Source organism: Variovorax sp. Soil_C_33, from assembly GCF_057656935.1.
Map to the genome: position 1 here is coordinate 84,837 of NZ_JBDGJK010000010.1, position 16,765 is coordinate 101,601.

A 16,765-nucleotide genomic window follows, 5' to 3' on the forward strand; every position below is an offset into this window, starting at 1 on the left:
CGCGCGGGGATCGCGTTCGTCCTACGCGCATGTCATGCAGACCCTCACAGGGTCGGCACGGTGCGATTTCTAGTGTGGCCTCTGGCGCAGGCACGGGCTGCGCCGCCCACGAAATCCACCCACGACATCCCACCAAAGGAATCAGCATCATGAGCAAAGCACCTCCCAAGAAGAACGACGCCGTCGACCTTCTGGACGCCGACCACATCGCCGTGAAAAAACTGTTCCAGGAATTCAGCAAGCTGGCCGAAGCCAAGGCGCCCGCCGATCAGCGCGAGGCCCTGGCCGACCAGATCTGCCGCGAGCTCAGCGTGCATGCGCAGATCGAGGAAGAGATCTTCTATCCGGCGGCGCGCGCGGCCATCCACGACGATCCGCTGCTGGATGAGGCTACTGTCGAACACGGGACCGCCAAGGAACTGATCGCGCAGATCGAAGCCATGGGCCCCGATGAGGCGCTGTTCGATGCCAAGGTGATCGTGCTCGGCGAATACATCGACCACCACGTGAAGGAAGAGCGCGAGCAGATCTTCGACAAGGCGCGCAAGTCCAAGATGGACCTGGGCGCGCTGAAGGAGCAGCTCATCGCGCGCAAGGAGGAGCTGATGCAGCACCAGGAAGCGATGGCCTGAAGCCTATGATGGACGGGGCCGGTGCCATCCGCGGCGCCGCCCTGTTCCATCGTCAAAGGAGCGCTCCATGTCCAGCCATGTCTACAAACTCCTCGAGCTCACCGGCTCCTCGCCCACGAGCAGCGACGACGCCGTGCAGCGCGCGATCGCGAAGGCCAGCGAGTCGGTGCGCAACATCCAGTGGTTCGAGGTCACCGAGACCCGCGGCCACGTGCAGGACGGCAAGGTGGCCCACTGGCAGGTGACGCTGAAGGTAGGCTTCACCCTCGAAGACTGAAGCCCGCGCGCGGCTCAGCCTGCGCCCGGACGCCGCGGCGCAGGTTGGTCGTGCTGCTTGCCGCCCTGCGGCCCGTTGCGCTCGAGCACGCTGATCTGGCCGTCGCTTTCGAGATAGGCGAGCCGGATGGTGTCCATCGTTTCGATGCCCTTCTCGCGAAGCTTGGACTTCAGTTCGTCCTCGGTGATCAGGTTGCGCTTGAGCGCCTTCCAGACCAGCTTGCCGTCGCGGACCAGCGGTTCGGGCGGCGGCTCCATCAGGTGCTTGACCGCCTTGCTGCGGTAGCTGGCCCAGTCGAGCAGGTAGTTCCAGGCCGCCAGCGTGGCGAGCAGCGTGAAGCCCTCGGCGATCGAGCGGTATTCGCCCTGCATCGCGTTGCTTGATGCGTCGGCGATGAGCACGACGAACAGCAGATCGGCGATGCCCAGCGATCCGGCATCGCGCCGCAGGACGAAGCGGAACAGCAGCAGCAGGAACCAGTAGATCGCGCTGCCGCGCAGGATGATCTCCCACACCGGCATGTGGAAGGCGAACAGCTCGGCCAATTCACCGCGCATGCGCCGGCCTCGAGCTGGTGTTTCAGTCCGGCGCCTGCATCACGCGGTCGAACTCCTCGTCGGCCGGCACGTTGTCGGCATCGAGTTCGCTGGCGTCGGTCAGATCGATGCCGGTCTCCTCCGACAACTCGTCCGCAGCTTCGGCATCTTCTTCCTCGCCCTCGGACTCGGCCTCGTCTTCGGGCAGCTCGTCGTCGAGTTCGTCTTCCGTCGGGTCGTCGCTTGTTACAGCGGAACGCAGCGGGGGATCGGCGCTGGTCATGATCGGCTCCTTGGCTGATGGATCGCGTTGGGCAGCCCTCAAGTGTGAGCCTCCACGGTCGCGTTGAACAGCCCCGAGTGTGGACCTGGAGCGCCGACCGGCGTGTCGGAGAGCGCCCCATCTGCGCCTTCAGTGCTTGTGGCCGTGCTCTTCGTGCGCGTGTGCCGGGTCGCCGTGTTCGTGGTCGCCGTGGGCCAGCCGGCTTACGCCCATGACCATCAGGATGCCGACCGCGAGCCAGACGATCTGCAAGGCGGTCTGGCGCGCTGCCAGGCGCTTCTGCAGCTGCGGGATCAGGTCGGCCAGCGCGACGTAGACGAAGCTGCTGGCGGCCAGCACCAGGAAGTACGGTAGCCAGCCGTGCAGCTGATCGACCAGCCACCAGCCGGCCAGCCCGCCCAGCGCGGTCATGGTACCGGCGAGCGAGACCTTGACCAGCGCGGCGCGCGGATTGGGCGAGCTCTGGCGCAGCACGACCAGGTCGCCGATGTGGTGCGGCACCTCGTGCGCCAGCACCGCGAGCGCCGCCACCAGGCCCAGGCGCAGATCGGCGATGAAGGCCGACGCGATCAGGATGCCATCGCCGAAGCAGTGCACGCTGTCGCCGGTGAGCACGGCCCAGCCGCCGCCCTTGGAGGCATGGGCATGGGGGGGTGAATGGGCATGCACATGGTCGTGCCGGTCGTGGTGGTCATGCACGTGCGTATCGCCGGCCAAGCCGCCGTGGTGGTGCTCGTGGCCGTGATGCCAGAGTTCGGCCTTGTCGAGCAGGAAGAAGAACACCAGGCCGAACAGCAGCACGCCGAACAGCAGGCCGGGCTCGATGCGGCTTTCGAAGGCTTCGGGCAGGAGATGCATGAACGCGGTGGCCAACAGCGCGCCGGCGGCCAGACTCAGCAGATGCTGCGGATTCACGCCGCCTCCGTCGCTCCTCACGCCCACGCGCAGCAGCAGCGCGGCGATCCAGACACTTCCGATGCCTGCGACCAGGGTCGCGGCGATGATGGCTAACAGATTCATGACTGCTTCAAAAAAATAAAAGCCGCCCATCGGACGGCTTTCGGTGGAAAGCGGCTGGCGAATGCCGCTTTCTAGGCGACACCGTTGGCTTTGAACCAGGCCAGAGTGCGCTTCCAGCCGTCTTCGGCCGCGCTCGCAACATAGCTCGGCCGGTAGTCGGCATGGAAGGCATGGCCCGCTTCGGGGTACACGACGAACTGGGAGGCCTTGGCCGCCGCAGTGCCGGTCGCCAGAGCCGCTTTCATCTTATCAACCGTGTCAAGAGGGATGCCCTGGTCCTTGCCGCCGTACAGGCCGAGCACCGGCGCCTTGAGGGTGGCGGCGATGTCGATCGGATGGCTGGGCGTGAGTTCGCTGGGCTGGCCGACCAGGCGGCCGTACCAGGCCGCGCCGGCCTTGACCTTGCCGGTGGCCGCATAGAGCCAGACGATGCGGCCGCCCCAGCAGAAGCCGGTGATCGCGGCCTCGTCCACATCGCCGCCGCTGGCGGCGGCGTACTTCAGCGCGCCGTCGAGGTCGGCCATGACCTGCGCATCCGGCACCTTGCTGACCACCTCGGCCTGCAGCTTCGGAATGTCGGTGTAGGTCCTCGGGTCGCCCTGCCGCGCGTAGAGCTCGGGCGCGATCGCCAGGAAGCCGGCCTTGGCGAAGCGGCGGCAGGTGTCGGCGATGTACTCGTGCACGCCGAAGATCTCCTGGATCACGAGCACCACCGGCAGGCCGCTCTTGCCGGCCGGTGCGGCCGCGTAGGCCGGCACGTCGAAGCCGTTGACGCTGTACTTGACGGGGCCGGCCTTGAGGCCGTCGGCCGGGGTCTTGATCGCGGTCTGCGCGGCGATCGGCAGCGCAGCGGCCGCGTAGCCGATGCCGATCGCCGCTTTCAGCGCGGTGCGCCGCGTGGCGCCTTGTTCGGTGCTTTCGCCGGGGCGAAGCGAATCGAATTCGGCTTTCAGATCGGGACCCGTATCGAATTGAGGCATGTGGTATTACTCCGGTTGAATCGACGGACAAGGAAGGCGCCGCTGCGATGCGCAGGCCGCAATGTAGGCGATCAGAGCCGGGAATGTGCGACGAGGTTCCGTGCCCCGCCGTAGGCCCGGATTGCCAGCGCGGAGGCCAGCACCTGGGCCGGATCGATCAGCCGCAGGCCCGCCACCGCGGCCGAGCCCTGCAGGCCCAGCGGAATCTCGGTGCAGCCCATGACGATGGCCACCGGTCCGTGGCGATCGGCGAGTTGCCGGGCGACCCGGCTGAAGCAGGCTTCGGCCAGCAGCATGTCGCCGGCCTTCACGCCCTCGTAGATGCCGCGCATGAGCAGCCGCCGCTCGTCGGCCAGCGGCAGGTGGCAGGCCAGGCCGGCGTCGGCCATCGCCTGTTCGTAGAGGCCGACGCGGTAGGTGCCCTCGGTCGCCATGAGCGCCGCATCACGCACGCCCTCTGCCGCCAGGTGGGCCGAGACTTCGCGCGCGACGTGCAGCACCTCGATCTGCGGAAAACGCTCCTGCAAGGTGGCGTGCCAGGCATGCGCGGTGTTGCAGGCGATGGCCACGGCCCGGCTGCCGAGCGCGGCCAGCCGGCCCAGCGCCTGCAGCATCGGTTCGAGCGGCTGGTGCGCGCCGAGCGCGTCCGATTCGAGCGCGCCGCTGCGATCCGGTACCGGCACCTGCGCAAGCCAGTGCTCCGGAAAGGCCTGGTCGCGCACCGGCTCGCCGCGCGAGCGCATGTGCTGCGCGCAGGCCTCGACGAACAGCCGCACGAAGTCGGCGCCGGCGGCCGGGCCCATGCCGCCGAGGATGCCGACCACCTGCGTCACGGCCAAGGCAGTTCAGGTCGCGGGCTTGTCGCTCGGGGCCTTGATGTTGTCGCGCAGCTGCGGGCTCATCGGCAGGTTGAGCGGCGCGTTCTTCGGCGGAATCGGCGACATGAACCACTTGGTGTACATCTTCTCGAAATCGCCGCTCTTCATGAGGCCGACGATGGTGTCGTCCACCACCTTCTTGAAGGCCGGGTCGTCCTTGGGCAGCATGCAGGCGTAGGGCTCGACCTGCAGCGCGTCGCCGACCACCTCGAACTCGGCCGGGTTCTTGGCGTTGGCGATCAGGCCGAAGAGCAGGATGTCGTCCATCGCGAAGGCCAGGGCACGGTCGCTCTCGACCAGCAGGAAGGCGTCGGCGTGGTCCTTGCCGAGCACGATGTCCATGTCAAGGTTCTTCTCGGCGTTGTACTTGCGCATGACCAGCGCGTTGGTGGTGCCGGTGGTGCTGGCGATCGTCTTCTTCGCCAGGTCGGCGTAGTTCTTGATCTTGGAGGACTTCTTCACCAGAAGGCGCGTGCCGGTGTAGAAGTGATTGACGGCGAAGGAAACGTCCTTGCTGCGCGCCGTGTTGTTGGTGGTGGAGCCGCACTCCAGGTCGATAGTGCCGTTCTGGATCAGCGGGATCCGGTTCTGCGAAGTCACCGGCATCAGCGCCACCTGCAGGTTCGGCTTGTTGAGCTTCTTCTTGACCGCCTCGACCACTGCATTGGACAGCTCGACCGAGAAGCCGATCGGCTTGTTCGGGCCGTCCAGGTAGCTGAAGGGCACCGAGGATTCGCGGTAGGCCAGCGTGATCTTGCCGGACTCGGCGATCTTGGCCAGGGTGTCGGCGGCTTGCGCGCCCGTCGCGGCGACGGTGAGCAGGACGGCGGCCATCAATGCGGAAAGTTTCATGCGAGCCCTTTCGGTGGATATTGGAATGTGTTGCGGAGTGTAGGAACGATTCATGCGCCGGTCACAATTCCTTTTGCACCCATGGCCATGACCAAAAGTTATGGGCGGTAGCCGCAGGGCATGAGCTTCGGCTATGGCCCGCGGCGCTTTTGGCATTTCACGCCGCAACGATGCCGCCCTAGAGTCGACGCATCCAACAACAAAGCAGCGACAGGAAGGAGCGTCATGCACGTGTGTGTGCTCGGTGCCGGCATCGTGGGCCTGGCCACGGCCTGGCATTTGAACCGGCTGGGTTTGGAGGTGAGCGTGATCGATCGCGCCGTGCCGGGCGCCGGCGCAAGCGGCGGCAACGGCGCCCAGCTGAGCTATTCGTACGTGCAGCCGCTGGCCGACCCCTCGATCTGGGAGCAGCTACCCAAGCTCCTGTTTTCGCCCTCCTCTCCGCTCAAGCTGCGGCCGCAGCTCGATCCGCTGCAGTGGCGCTGGGGGCTGGCCTTCCTGGCGGCGTGCAACGCGCGGACCTCGCGCGACACGACGATGCGCCTGCTCGCGCTCGCCGCGCAAAGCCGCAGCGCCTTCGAAGACATGCTGGCCGACGTCGCCCCCGAGTGCGACTTCTCCGCCACCGGCAAGCTGGTGCTCTACGCCAGTGCCGCCGCGCTCGAAGGCGCGCGCCGGCAACTCGAACTGCAGCGGGCGATGGGCAGCGAGCAGCGCCTCGTCACGCCCGAGGAGTGCATCGCGATCGAGCCCGCGCTGGCCGGCTACCGTGCACAGATGGCCGGCGCCATCCATACGCCGAGCGAGTGCGCCGCGGACTGCCTCAAGGTCTGCATCGAACTCGAACGGGCGCTGCGCGCGCGCGGCGTGCGCTTCATGCTCGATTGCGAAGTGCGCGGCTTCGATGTCCGGGCTGGCCGCGTGGCCGCGGTGCAGACCGGCGCCGGCGACCTGGAAGCCGATGCCTTCGTCATGGCACTGGGCACGGCCTCGCACCGGCTCGGGCGCCAGCTGGGCGTCTACCTGCCGGTCTATCCGCTCAAGGGCTACAGCATCACGGTCGATGTCGATCCGGCGCCCGGTGCGGCGCCGCGGGTGAGCGTGACCGACAGCGCGCGCAAGGTGGTGTTCGCGCGCATCGGATCGCGGCTGCGGGTGGCGGGCATGGCCGAGCTCGTGGGCCACGATGCAAGCATCCCCGCCACGCGCATCGAAACACTGGCCGAGGCCACGCGCGCCGTGTTCCCGCAAGCGAGCCGCCTCGAAGCCCTGCATCCCTGGACCGGCATGCGCCCGGCCACGCCGACCGGCGTGCCGATCATCGGCCGCCTGGCGAGCGCGCCGGCCAACATGCTGTTCAACACCGGGCACGGGGCGCTGGGCTTCACCCTGGCTTTCGGTTCGGCGCAGCGCGTCGCGCAAGCGCTCGTCTAAGTCATTGCCTCGATCGCTTCGCGCATGCAGCGCGTGATGCCGCGCACCGCCACCGAATCCGGCTTGCCGGCGAAGCGCAGCGCGCGGATAGGCACCGGGATGTGCGGCTCCAGCGTCAGCACGTCGACCTTGGCGCGGTCGGCGGAGCTCGACGTGCAGCCATCGACCAGCGCCACGCCGAGGCCGTGGTGCGCCATCGCCAGCGCCGCGTGGTAGGTCTGCACCGTGACCACCGCCTGCTGGAAGCCCACGCCGGCTTGCCGGCAGGCCTGGCTCAGGCTCGTGCCGACGGGATCGCGGCTGTCCAGCCCGACCACCGGCAGGTCGACCAGGTCGTGCAGCGCGACGGAGCCGTTGCGCACCAGCGCGCGCGGCAGCATGCCCTTGGGCGCGATGCACACCATGCGGCTGTCCGCCAGCGTCTCCTGCGTGAGCGAGGGATGGACCGCCGGACTGAAGGCGAAGCCGACGTCGGCCTCCTGCAGCAGCAGGGCCGACATGATCTGCGGCGAATGCAGCGACTCCACCGTGACGGCGATGCCCGGGTGCTTCTGGCGGAAGGTCTTGAGCGCGCGCGGCAGCACTTCGTAGCTAAGCGCGAGCACGGTGAGGATGCGCAGCTCGCCCACGTCGCTGGCGCTGCGCAGGTTTGCGGCCAGCCGCTGCACCTCGTCGAGCTGCGCGAACAGGCGCTCGATGTGCGGATAGAGCGCCAGCGCCTCGGTGGTCGGCGTGAGCCGCCCCTTGGCGCGCTGGAACAGCGAGAAGCCGAGCTGGATCTCGGCATGCTGCAGCGTGCGGCTGACCGCCGGCTGCGTGATGTTGATGAGCCGCGCCGCCGCGCTCACGCTACCGGTGAGCATGATGGCGTTGAAGACTTCGATATGGCGCAGGCGCATCGCGGGACGACGGCGCCTAGGGCGCGGCCGCTGCCTTGCCGCGCGAGATGTCCATGATCATCCGCGCCGCGAGGTAGAGCCGCGGCTCGATCGAATCGATCAGCACGTACTCGGCATCGGCAGAGTGCGCGCCGAAGCCCTGCAGGCCGAAGCGCTCGACCACCGGCGCCTTCGTCTTCAGCGCGGCGAAGGCGGCATCGGTGCCGCCGCCGGCCACCTTGTCGTCGGCGCCGAGCTCGCGGCCGAGCTCCTTGTAGACCTGCTGCGCATGGCTGGCCAGCGCGCGCGAGGCGTCGGTGGCCTCCAGCGGCGGACGGCGGCGCTCGAACTTCATCTCGACCTTGGCTTCGGGAATGAGCTGCTTCTTCACTCGCTCCTGCACTTGCTTTTCGATGCGGTCGTAGTCCCCGACCTTCAGCACGCGCACGTCGGCGCCGGCGCTGGCCGCGGCCGGGATCACGTTGCGGTTGCTGCCGGACTTCGAGATGGTCCAGTTCATCTTGAGGCCGGTGGCCGGATCGGAGAGGTCGCGCATCTGCAGGATCTGGTGCGAGAGCTCGTAGAGCGCGTTGACGCCGAGCTCGGGCGCCGAGCCCGCGTGCGAGGCCTTGCCGGTGACGTTGAGCGAGACCGAGGCGATGCCGGCGGTGGCGAGCGAAAGCTTGTCCTCCTTGACCGAGGCGCCTTCGTAGGACATCACCACGTCGTGCTCGCCGCCCAGGCGGGTGATCAGGTTGCGCGAGCCGGGCGAGCTGATCTCCTCGTCGCCGTTGATCAGCACTGTGAGCGTGCCGTACTCCTTGAAGTCCAGCGCCTTGAGCAGCGCGACGGTGTGCGTGATCACCGCCACGCCCTGCTTGTCGTCGGCGATGCCGAGGCCGTAGGCCTTGTCGCCTTCGATGCGGAAGGGCTGCTTGGCGAGCATGCCGATCTGGTAGACCGTGTCCATGTGCGCGATCAGCATGATCTTCTTGCTGCCGGTGCCCTTCCAGGTGGCGCGCACCACCTTGCCGATCTTCTCGGGCGTGTCTTCCATGCGGTAGGCATCGGCCGTGGGGTCGATCAGCTCGACCTGGCCGCCGAGCGCCTTGAACTTGTCGACGATCAGGTTGGCGATCTTGTCCAGGCCTTCGAGGTCGCGGCTGCCGGACTCGATCGAGACCAGCTGCTTCAGCGTTTCGAGCAGCGCGGGTTTTTCCTTGGCCGCCAGCGCGGCGATGCGCTCGTCGGGTGCGGCCGAGGCAATGCCGAGCCAGGCGGCGCAGAACGCGAAGGTGGCGAGGGAGCGAGAGAAATTCATTCTTTTGGTTCCTTGGGTCTTCATCATCAATGCGCCTTGTCCCAGTTGGGACCAAAGCCGATCTCGGCGAGGAGCGGAACCTTGAGCTCCGCCACGCCGGCCATGAGTCGCGGGATCTCGGAGCGAACCCATTCGACTTCATCTTCGGGCACTTCGAACACCAGTTCGTCGTGCACCTGCATGATCATCTTCGTGCGGCGGCGCTCGGCGTCGAGCACCTCCTGCACCTTCACCATGCTGAGCTTGATCAGGTCGGCCGCGGTGCCCTGCATCGGCGCGTTGATCGCCGCGCGCTCCGCCCCGCCGCGCCGCGGGCCGTTGGGCGAATTGATCTCGGGCAGGTAGAGGCGGCGGCCGAACACGGTCTCGACATAGCCCTTCTGCTTGGCCAGCGCCTTGGTCTCGTCCATGTAGATCTTCACGCCGGGATAGCGCGCGAAGTAGCGGTCGATGTAGGAGGCGGCGGCCTTGGTCTCGATGCCGAGGTTGCGCGCCAGGCCGAAGCTGCTCATGCCGTAGATCAGCCCGAAGTTGATGACCTTCGCATAGCGGCGCTGCTCGCTCGAGACCTGGTCCACCGCCACGCCGAAGACCTCGGCGGCCGTTGCACGGTGCACGTCGATGCCCTCGGTGAAGGCGCGCAGGAGCGACGCGTCGCCGCTGATGTGGGCCATGATGCGCAGCTCGATCTGCGAATAGTCGGAGCTCGCGATCACGCTGCCGGCAGGCGCCACGAAGGCCTCGCGCACGCGCCTGCCTTCGGCGGTGCGGATCGGGATGTTCTGCAGGTTGGGATCGTTGCTCGACAGCCGCCCGGTCACTGCGACCGCCTGCGCATAGTGCGTGTGGACGCGGCCCGATCGCGGGTTCGCCAGCTGCCCGAGCTTGTCGGTGTAGGTGCCCTTGAGCTTGGACAAGCCGCGGTGCTCCAGGATCTTGGCCGGCAGCGGGAAGTCCTCGGCCAGCTTTTCCAGCACTTCCTCATCGGTGCTGGGGGCGCCGCTCGGCGTCTTCTTGACCACCGGCAGGCCGAGCTTGGTGAAGAAGACCTCGCCGATCTGCTTGGGCGAGCCGAGGTTGAAGGGCTGGCCCGCGAGCTCGTAGGCCTCCTGCTCCAGCGCCATGATCCGCTTGCCGAGCTCGTTGCTCTGCGCGGCCAGCGTGGGCGCGTCGATCAGCACGCCGTTGCGCTCGACGCGGTAGAGCGCTTCGCTGGACGCCATCTCGAGCTCGTAGACGAAGCGCAGCTTCTGGTCGGCCTCGAGCTTCGGCCACAGCGCGAGGTGTATGTCCAGCGTCTGGTCGGAGTCCTCGCACGAATACTCGGCGGCCTTCTCGATCGAAACCTGGCTGAACGGGATCTGGTGCGCGCCCTTGCCGCAGAGATCTTCATAGTCGATGCCCGTGCGGCCCAGATGCCGCTCGGCCAGGCTGGCCAGGCCGTGCGGCTTGTGCACTTCGAGCACGTAGCTCTGCAGCATGGTGTCGTGCGCGTAGCCCTGCACCTCGATGCCGTGGTTGGCGAACACATGGCGGTCGTACTTGACGTGCTGGCCGAGCTTCTTCTTCGTGCCATCCTCGAGCCAGGGCTTGAGCTTCGCGAGCACTTCGTCGCGCGGGAGCTGGGCCGGCGCATCGGGATAGTTGTGGGCCATCGGCACATAGGCCGCCTCGCCGGGCTTGACGCTGAAGCTGATGCCGACGATCTCGGCGCGCATCTCGTCGAGCGAGTCGGTTTCGGTGTCGATCGCGACCAGCTCGCTGTCCAGCAGCTTCGCGAGCCAGGCATCGAAAGCTTCCCAGCTCATGACCGTGTCGTAGGCCAGGTTGGTGGCCTTCGCCGCGGCCTCGAAACCCGGCTCGTCGAACAGCCCGGTACCGCCTTCGGGGCCCTTTTTCCTCTTGTTCTCCTCGATCAGCTCGGGCGAGACTTCGTGCGCCTCGAGCGTCTTCACCAGGCTCTTGAAACCGTACTTCTCGTAGAAGCCCTTGAGTTCGTCGATCTGCTGGGGGCCGATGGCGATGCCGGCCAGCGAAGGCAGGCCAGCCACGTGGCCGTCGAGCTCGCAGTCGGTGCGGATGGTCACGAGGCGTCGGCCCTGGGGCAGCCAGTCGAGCGCCTTGCGCAGATTCTCGCCGGCCTGCCCCTTCACCTCGCCGGCGCGCGCGATCAGCGCATCGAGCGAGCCGTACTCGAGCAGCCACTTGGCAGCAGTCTTCGGGCCGACCTTCTCCACGCCGGGCACGTTGTCGACGCTGTCGCCCACCAGGGTCTGGTAGTCGATCATCAGGTTCGGCGGCACGCCGAACTCGGCCGTCACGCCCGCCACGTCGCGCTTCTTGCCGTTCATGGTGTCGATGATGGTGATGTGCTCGTCGACCAGCTGGCTCAGGTCCTTGTCGCCGCTGGAAACGATCACCTCGATGCCCTGGTTGGCCGCGGTACGGGCCAGGGTGCCGATCACGTCGTCGGCCTCGATGTCGGGCACGCACAGCACTGGCCAGCCGAGCAGCTTGACCACCTGGAGGATCGGCTCGACCTGGCTGCGCAGGTCGTCGGGCATCGGCGAGCGGTTCGCCTTGTATTGGGGGTACCAGTCGTCGCGAAAGGTCTTTCCGGGCGCATCGAAGACGCAGGCGGCGTAGTCGGCCCGCACTTCGCGGCGCAGGGCCTGCATCATGTTGATCATTCCGCGGATGGCGCCCGTGGCCGGGCTGGTGGCATCGCCGGGCACGGCGCGCAGATCGGGCATCGCGTGGAAGGCGCGGTAGAGGTAGCTGGAACCATCCACGAGCAGCAGCGTTTTCTTGTCGGTCATCGGAGCATTTTGCCGCGCCGCGCTCGGGCTTCCGCACGACGGCGAAGATCGTCGCCGGCTGACACCTGCCGCGAGGCCGGCGCCTACAATCCTCGCCATGTCCTCCCCAACCCTTCTGCTCGTTCGCGGCGCCTTGCTGGCCGCCCTGGCCTGCGCTGCACCGCTGGCCGCCGTTCATGCCCAGAGCGCGCCGCCGCCCGGCGCGCCGCAGGGCCAGGAACAGGCCGCATCGCCGCGCCAGAACCAGAAGATCGAGCACATCCGCGTCGAAGACAGCGGCGCCACGGTGGACGAAGTGCGCTACGGCGGCCAGACCCAGAGCATCACGGTGACGCCGAAAGCCAACGTGCCCTCCTACGAGGTGCTGCCGAACAACGGCGGGCGCGATCGCCAGGGCCAGTCCGAAACCGGCACCGGCGGCAATGGCCCGCGGGTCTGGAACGTGCTCAAGTTCTGAGCGCGGGCAGTGGCAGTCTTCACTGAAGTCGGATTCGACGAAGCCGATGCGCTGGTGCAGCGCCTCGGCCTGGGCCCGCTCGCCGCGCTGAAGGGCATCGAGGGCGGCATCGAAAACACCAATTACTTCGCGAGCACGGCGTCGGGCGAGTTCGTCCTGACGCTGTTCGAACGCCTGGGCGCCGAGCAGCTGCCCTACTACCTCTGCCTGATGAAGCATCTGGCGGCGCGCGGCATTCCGGTGCCGGAGCCCGTGGCCGACCCGGCCGTGGCGCCGCCCGACGGCCACGCGCTCTCCATCCCTGCCAATGCGCCCTGCGAGTTCCTGCACAGGGTGGCCGGCAAGCCGGCGGCCCTGGTGCAGCGGCTGCAAGGAAAAAGCGAGCTGGCGCCGACGGCCGCGCATTGCGCCGAGCTGGGCCGCCTGCTGGCGCGCATGCATCTGGCGGCGCGCGACTTTCCGCGCATGCAGCCCAACCTGCGCGGCCTGCCCTGGTGGAACGACACGGCGCCGGTGGTGCTGCCCTACCTCGACGCTCCGCAAGCCGCCTTGCTGCAAAGCGAGCTCGCCTACCAGAACCACATCGCCGAATCCTCGGCCTACGCGGCCGTGCCGCGCGGGCCGGTGCATGCCGACCTGTTCCGCGACAACGCGATGTTCGACACCGGAAGCGAGACGCCGCGCCTGACCGGCGTGTTCGACTTCTATTTTGCCGGCACCGACAGCTGGCTGTTCGACCTCGCCGTGTGCCTGAACGACTGGGCCATCGACCTGCAGAGCGGCCGGCACGATGCGGCCCATGCGGACGCACTGTTGGCCGCCTACGGCACCGTGCGGCCGCTGACCGGGGCCGAGCGCGCCCTGCTCCCCGCCATGCTCCGCGCCGCGGCGCTGCGCTTCTGGATTTCACGGCTGTGGGACTTCCACCTGCCACGGGAAGCGAGCATGCTCAAGGCCCATGATCCGACCCATTTCGAGCGTGTGCTGCGTGAACGCGTCCGTGCGCCCGCAACACCGTTCTCCCCTTTTGAAGGCATGCGCCCGACTGCCGAGCCGCTGGCCGCCTGACGGGGCCTGCTCACCCCTAACCCCATGAAACTGAATCTCGTGCCGGCGCGCACCGGCGCCGAATGGGTCCGCCTCGGACTCAGGACCTTCTGGCGACAGCCGCTCGCCTTCATTTCGCTGTTCTTCCTGTTCATGGCGGCGATCTCGATCGCTTCGCAGCTGCCCTTCCTCGGCAGCGTGCTGGCGCCGATCCTGCTGCCCTTCATGACGCTCGGCCTGATGGTCGCCACCTCGGTCGCCTATGCCAACGACACGCCGAAGCCCACCGCTGCGGCGATGTTCATCGCGGCCGTGCGCGCCGTGCGGGCTGAATGGCGGCCGATGGTGGTGCTGGGCATCATCTCGGCGGTCTATTTCGTCGCCGCCGTGGGGGTCTCGGCGCTGATCGACGGCGGCCAGCTGGCGCGCGCCTACCTGCTGGATGAAACGCTCGCGCCCGAGGTGATCGCAAGCGGCGATTTCCAGACCGCGCGCCTGTTCGTCATGGCCCTCAATCTGCCGCTCTCGCTCGCGATGTGGCATGCGCCGGCGCTTGTGCACTGGCACCAGGTCGAGCCGGTGAAGAGCCTGTTCTTCAGCCTGGTCGCGCTGTTCCGCAACTTCGGCGCCTATGCCATGTTCTGCCTGTCGTGGTTCGGCGTGTTCCTCGCCGCGGGCATCGGCATCGGACTCGTGGCCACGGTGCTGGTGGGCGTCGGCGCGATCGGCATGGGCGACGGCGCCTCGGCAATCGGCGGCGCGCTGATGATCGGCAGCGCGCTGGTGCTGGCGGCGATGTCGCTGAGCTCGACCTGGTTTACTTTCAGGGACAGCTTCAACGCAGATTGAAATGGCCCCCACGCCGCGGCACTGCGTGTACTCGCTGCCCCCCGGAGGGGGCCGCAGGCCGCCTTAGGGCGGCCCGGCGCCGGCCTGAACCCTCCTACACGGGCGTCAGCTTGGCGACCGACAGCGCCAGCCACTTGACCCCGTGGCGCGGGAAGTTCACCTGCGCACGCGCATCGTCGCCGCTGCCTTCGAGCGCCAGCACCGTGCCCTCACCGAACTTGTTGTGGAACACCTGCACGCCCGAGCGCAGGCCGTGCGAAGGCGCGCTCTTCTGCGGCGGAACCGGCGGGCTGGCGAAGGTGTCCTTGCCGCCCCCGAAGCCACCGCTGCCGCGCGTGGTCGCGTAGCCGCCGCCATAGCCGAAGGCCGACGGCGCGAAGCCCTGGTTCTTGGGCGTCAGCCACTTGAGCGCGCCTTCGGGAAGCTCGTCGAAGAAGCGGCTCTTCACGTTGTAGCGCGTCTGGCCGTGCAGCATGCGCGTCTGCGAATGGCTGAGGTACAGGCGCTTTCTTGCGCGCGTGATGGCCACGTACATCAGCCGCCGCTCCTCTTCGAGGCTCTCGTAGTCGCTCATCGAGTTCTCGTGCGGGAACAGGCCCTCTTCCATGCCAGTGATGAACACGCAGTCGAATTCGAGACCCTTGGCCGCGTGCACCGTCATCAACTGCACCGCATCCTGGCCGGCCTGCGCCTGGTTGTCGCCCGACTCCAGCGCGGCATGGGTCAGGAAGGCCGCCAGCGGGCTCATGGTCTCGCCGGTTTCGGCATCGGGCGCCAGCGGCTCGTCGGTGACGGGACGGTTCGGGTCGAGGCCCTGGCTGGCCGGCGACTGGCGCAGCTCGTCGACCGGCATCGCCACCGCGTCGCGGCCGAAGCCTTCCTGCGTAACGAAGCTCTCGGCCGCGTTGACCAGTTCTTCCAAGTTCTCGATGCGGTCGGCGCCTTCGCGGTCGGCCTTGTAGTGCTCGATCAGGCCGCTGTGGTCGAGCACCAGCTCGATGATCTCGCGCAGCGACATGCCCTGCGTCTGCTCGCGCAGCACGTCGATCTTGGCAACGAAGGCCGAGAGGTTGGTGCCCGCCTTGCCGCCCACCGCGTTCACCGCGTCGTGCAGCGAGCGCCCGGCCGCGCGGGCCGCATCCTGCAGCTGCTCGATGCTGCGGGCGCCGATGCCGCGCGGCGGGAAGTTGACGATGCGCAGGAAGCTGGTGTCGTCGTCCTTGTTCTCCAGCAGCCTCAGGTAGGCCAGCGCATGCTTGATTTCGGCCCGCTCGAAGAAGCGCAGGCCGCCGTAGACGCGGTACGGCACGGCGGCGTTGAAGAGCGCGGTTTCGATCACCCGGCTCTGCGCGTTGCTGCGGTAGAGCACGGCCATTTCCTTGCGCTCGATGCCGTCGCGCGCGAGCTGGCGCATCTCCTCGACCATCCACTGCGCCTCGGCGAAGTCGCTGGTCGATTCGTAGACGCGCACCGGCTCGCCAGGGCCTTGGTCGGTGCGCAGGTTCTTGCCCAGCCGCTTCTTGTTGTGGCTGATCAGCTCGTTGGCCGAATCGAGGATGTTGCTGAAACTGCGGTAGTTCTGCTCCAGCTTGATCTGGTGCGAGACGTCGAACTCGCGCACGAAGTCGGCCATGTTTCCCACGCGCGCGCCGCGGAAGGCGTAGATGCTCTGGTCGTCATCGCCGACCGCGATCACGCTGTTGTCGCCGGGCACGAAGCGGCCTTCGACGGTGTTGCCCGAAAGCATCTTGATCCAGGCGTACTGCAGGCGGTTGGTGTCCTGGAACTCGTCGATCAGGATGTGGCGGAAGCGCCGCTGGTAGTGCTCGCGCACCGGGTCGTTGTCGCGCAAGAGCTCGTAGCTGCGCAGCATGAGCTCGCCGAAGTCGACCACGCCTTCGCGCTGGCACTGCTCTTCGTAGAGCTGGTAGAGCTCGACCTTCTTGCGGTCGTCCTCGCTGCGGATCTCGACGTCGCGCGGACGCAGCCCGTCTTCCTTGGCGCCGGCGATGAACCACTGGGTCTGCTTGGCCGGGAAGCGCTCGTCGTCGACGTTGTACTGCTTCATCAGCCGCTTGATGGCCGAGAGCTGGTCCTGCGTGTCGAGGATCTGGAAGGTGGACGGCAGATCCGCAAGCTTCCAGTGCGCGCGCAGGAAGCGGTTGCACAGGCCGTGGAAGGTGCCGATCCACATGCCGCGCACGTTGACCGGCAGCATCGCGGTCAGCCGCGTCATCATTTCCTTCGCCGCCTTGTTGGTGAAGGTCACGGCCAGGATGCCGCCGGGCGACACCTGGCCCGTCTGCAGCAGCCAGGCGATGCGGGTGGTGAGCACCCGCGTCTTGCCCGAGCCGGCGCCGGCGAGGATCAGCGCATTGCCGGCCGGAAGCGCGACGGCGGCACGCTGCTCCGGGTTGAGGTTGTGGAGCAGCGGCGAGTCTGCGGCGGCCGCGAGGTCGGTGAACATCCGTCGATTGTAGAAAGCCGGGCGTATTCGGGTTA

The 16,765-nt window shown here is 67.5% G+C and carries 16 protein-coding genes; 6 read left to right on the forward strand and 10 right to left on the reverse strand.

All coding sequences use genetic code 11. The annotated features are described in order from the left end of the window. The first annotated feature begins 149 nt into the window (after positions 1-149). Together AC3A6B_RS16795 and AC3A6B_RS16800 are read left to right on the forward strand one after the other, a co-directional pair. A complete protein-coding gene (locus tag AC3A6B_RS16795) occupies positions 150-632 on the forward strand; it encodes a hemerythrin domain-containing protein (protein ID WP_487837817.1) in 483 nt (160 codons plus the stop codon). Between the two features lie 67 nt (positions 633-699). Then, on the forward strand, positions 700-909 hold the full coding sequence (locus AC3A6B_RS16800; protein WP_487837818.1) for a dodecin: 210 nt from the start codon (positions 700-702) through the stop codon (positions 907-909). 14 nt (positions 910-923) lie between these two features. Here AC3A6B_RS16800 and AC3A6B_RS16805 read toward each other — a convergent pair whose 3' ends face one another. The 6 genes from AC3A6B_RS16805 to AC3A6B_RS16830 form a co-directional block, all read right to left on the reverse strand. Continuing rightward, the gene (locus tag AC3A6B_RS16805; RefSeq protein WP_487837819.1) at positions 924-1,466 is read right to left on the reverse strand and encodes a DUF421 domain-containing protein; all 543 of its coding nucleotides are present in this window, start codon (positions 1,464-1,466) and stop codon (positions 924-926) included. Between the two features lie 22 nt (positions 1,467-1,488). Continuing rightward, positions 1,489-1,728, reverse strand: coding sequence for a hypothetical protein (locus tag AC3A6B_RS16810; protein WP_487837820.1), 240 nt, complete (start codon positions 1,726-1,728; stop codon positions 1,489-1,491). A gap of 129 nt (positions 1,729-1,857) precedes the next feature. Further along, the gene (locus AC3A6B_RS16815; RefSeq protein ID WP_487837821.1) at positions 1,858-2,748 is read right to left on the reverse strand and encodes a ZIP family metal transporter; all 891 of its coding nucleotides are present in this window, start codon (positions 2,746-2,748) and stop codon (positions 1,858-1,860) included. Between the two features lie 71 nt (positions 2,749-2,819). Continuing rightward, positions 2,820-3,728, reverse strand: a complete 909-nt coding sequence (locus AC3A6B_RS16820; protein WP_487837822.1) for a dienelactone hydrolase family protein — start codon at positions 3,726-3,728, stop codon at positions 2,820-2,822. 71 nt (positions 3,729-3,799) lie between these two features. Then, a complete protein-coding gene (locus tag AC3A6B_RS16825) occupies positions 3,800-4,567 on the reverse strand; it encodes an aspartate/glutamate racemase family protein (protein ID WP_487837823.1) in 768 nt (255 codons plus the stop codon). Positions 4,568-4,573: 6 nt separating this feature from the next. Continuing rightward, positions 4,574-5,458 (reverse strand): transporter substrate-binding domain-containing protein, encoded by an 885-nt coding sequence (locus AC3A6B_RS16830; protein ID WP_487837824.1) that lies wholly within the window; start codon positions 5,456-5,458, stop codon positions 4,574-4,576. Positions 5,459-5,683: 225 nt separating this feature from the next. Between AC3A6B_RS16830 and AC3A6B_RS16835 the strand changes: the two genes are divergently transcribed. Beyond that, the gene (locus AC3A6B_RS16835) at positions 5,684-6,892 is read left to right on the forward strand and encodes a D-amino acid dehydrogenase (protein ID WP_487837825.1); all 1,209 of its coding nucleotides are present in this window, start codon (positions 5,684-5,686) and stop codon (positions 6,890-6,892) included. Here the strand turns inward: AC3A6B_RS16835 and AC3A6B_RS16840 are convergent. From AC3A6B_RS16840 to polA, 3 genes are read right to left on the reverse strand one after another with little or no spacing between them, the layout of a single operon-like run. Beyond that, a complete protein-coding gene (locus AC3A6B_RS16840) occupies positions 6,889-7,791 on the reverse strand; it encodes a LysR family transcriptional regulator (protein ID WP_487837826.1) in 903 nt (300 codons plus the stop codon). The genes AC3A6B_RS16835 and AC3A6B_RS16840 overlap by 4 nt on opposite strands. Before the next feature lie 16 nt (positions 7,792-7,807). Beyond that, positions 7,808-9,091 carry a M20/M25/M40 family metallo-hydrolase gene (locus tag AC3A6B_RS16845; RefSeq protein ID WP_487837827.1) on the reverse strand — a complete coding sequence of 428 codons (1,284 nt, stop codon included), beginning with the start codon at positions 9,089-9,091 and terminating at the stop codon, positions 7,808-7,810. A gap of 26 nt (positions 9,092-9,117) precedes the next feature. Then, positions 9,118-11,910 (reverse strand): DNA polymerase I, encoded by a 2,793-nt coding sequence (gene polA / locus AC3A6B_RS16850; protein WP_487837828.1) that lies wholly within the window; start codon positions 11,908-11,910, stop codon positions 9,118-9,120. Positions 11,911-12,007: 97 nt separating this feature from the next. On the opposite strand from polA, the gene AC3A6B_RS16855 reads away from it, so the two are divergent. Genes AC3A6B_RS16855 through AC3A6B_RS16865 form a run of 3 tightly spaced genes read left to right on the forward strand, consistent with a single transcriptional unit; the run spans position 12,008 to position 14,263 of the window. Further along, positions 12,008-12,367, forward strand: coding sequence for a hypothetical protein (locus AC3A6B_RS16855; protein ID WP_487837829.1), 360 nt, complete (start codon positions 12,008-12,010; stop codon positions 12,365-12,367). Between the two features lie 9 nt (positions 12,368-12,376). Further along, complete coding sequence (locus AC3A6B_RS16860; protein WP_487837830.1) at positions 12,377-13,435, forward strand: homoserine kinase; 1,059 nt, start codon at positions 12,377-12,379, stop codon at positions 13,433-13,435. 24 nt (positions 13,436-13,459) lie between these two features. Next, complete coding sequence (locus AC3A6B_RS16865; protein ID WP_487837831.1) at positions 13,460-14,263, forward strand: BPSS1780 family membrane protein; 804 nt, start codon at positions 13,460-13,462, stop codon at positions 14,261-14,263. Positions 14,264-14,357: 94 nt separating this feature from the next. On the opposite strand, the gene AC3A6B_RS16870 is transcribed toward AC3A6B_RS16865, so the two are convergent. Next, entirely contained in the window at positions 14,358-16,730 is a 2,373-nt protein-coding gene (locus AC3A6B_RS16870; RefSeq protein WP_487837832.1) for a UvrD-helicase domain-containing protein, read from the reverse strand. Between the last annotated feature and the right edge of the window lie 35 nt (positions 16,731-16,765).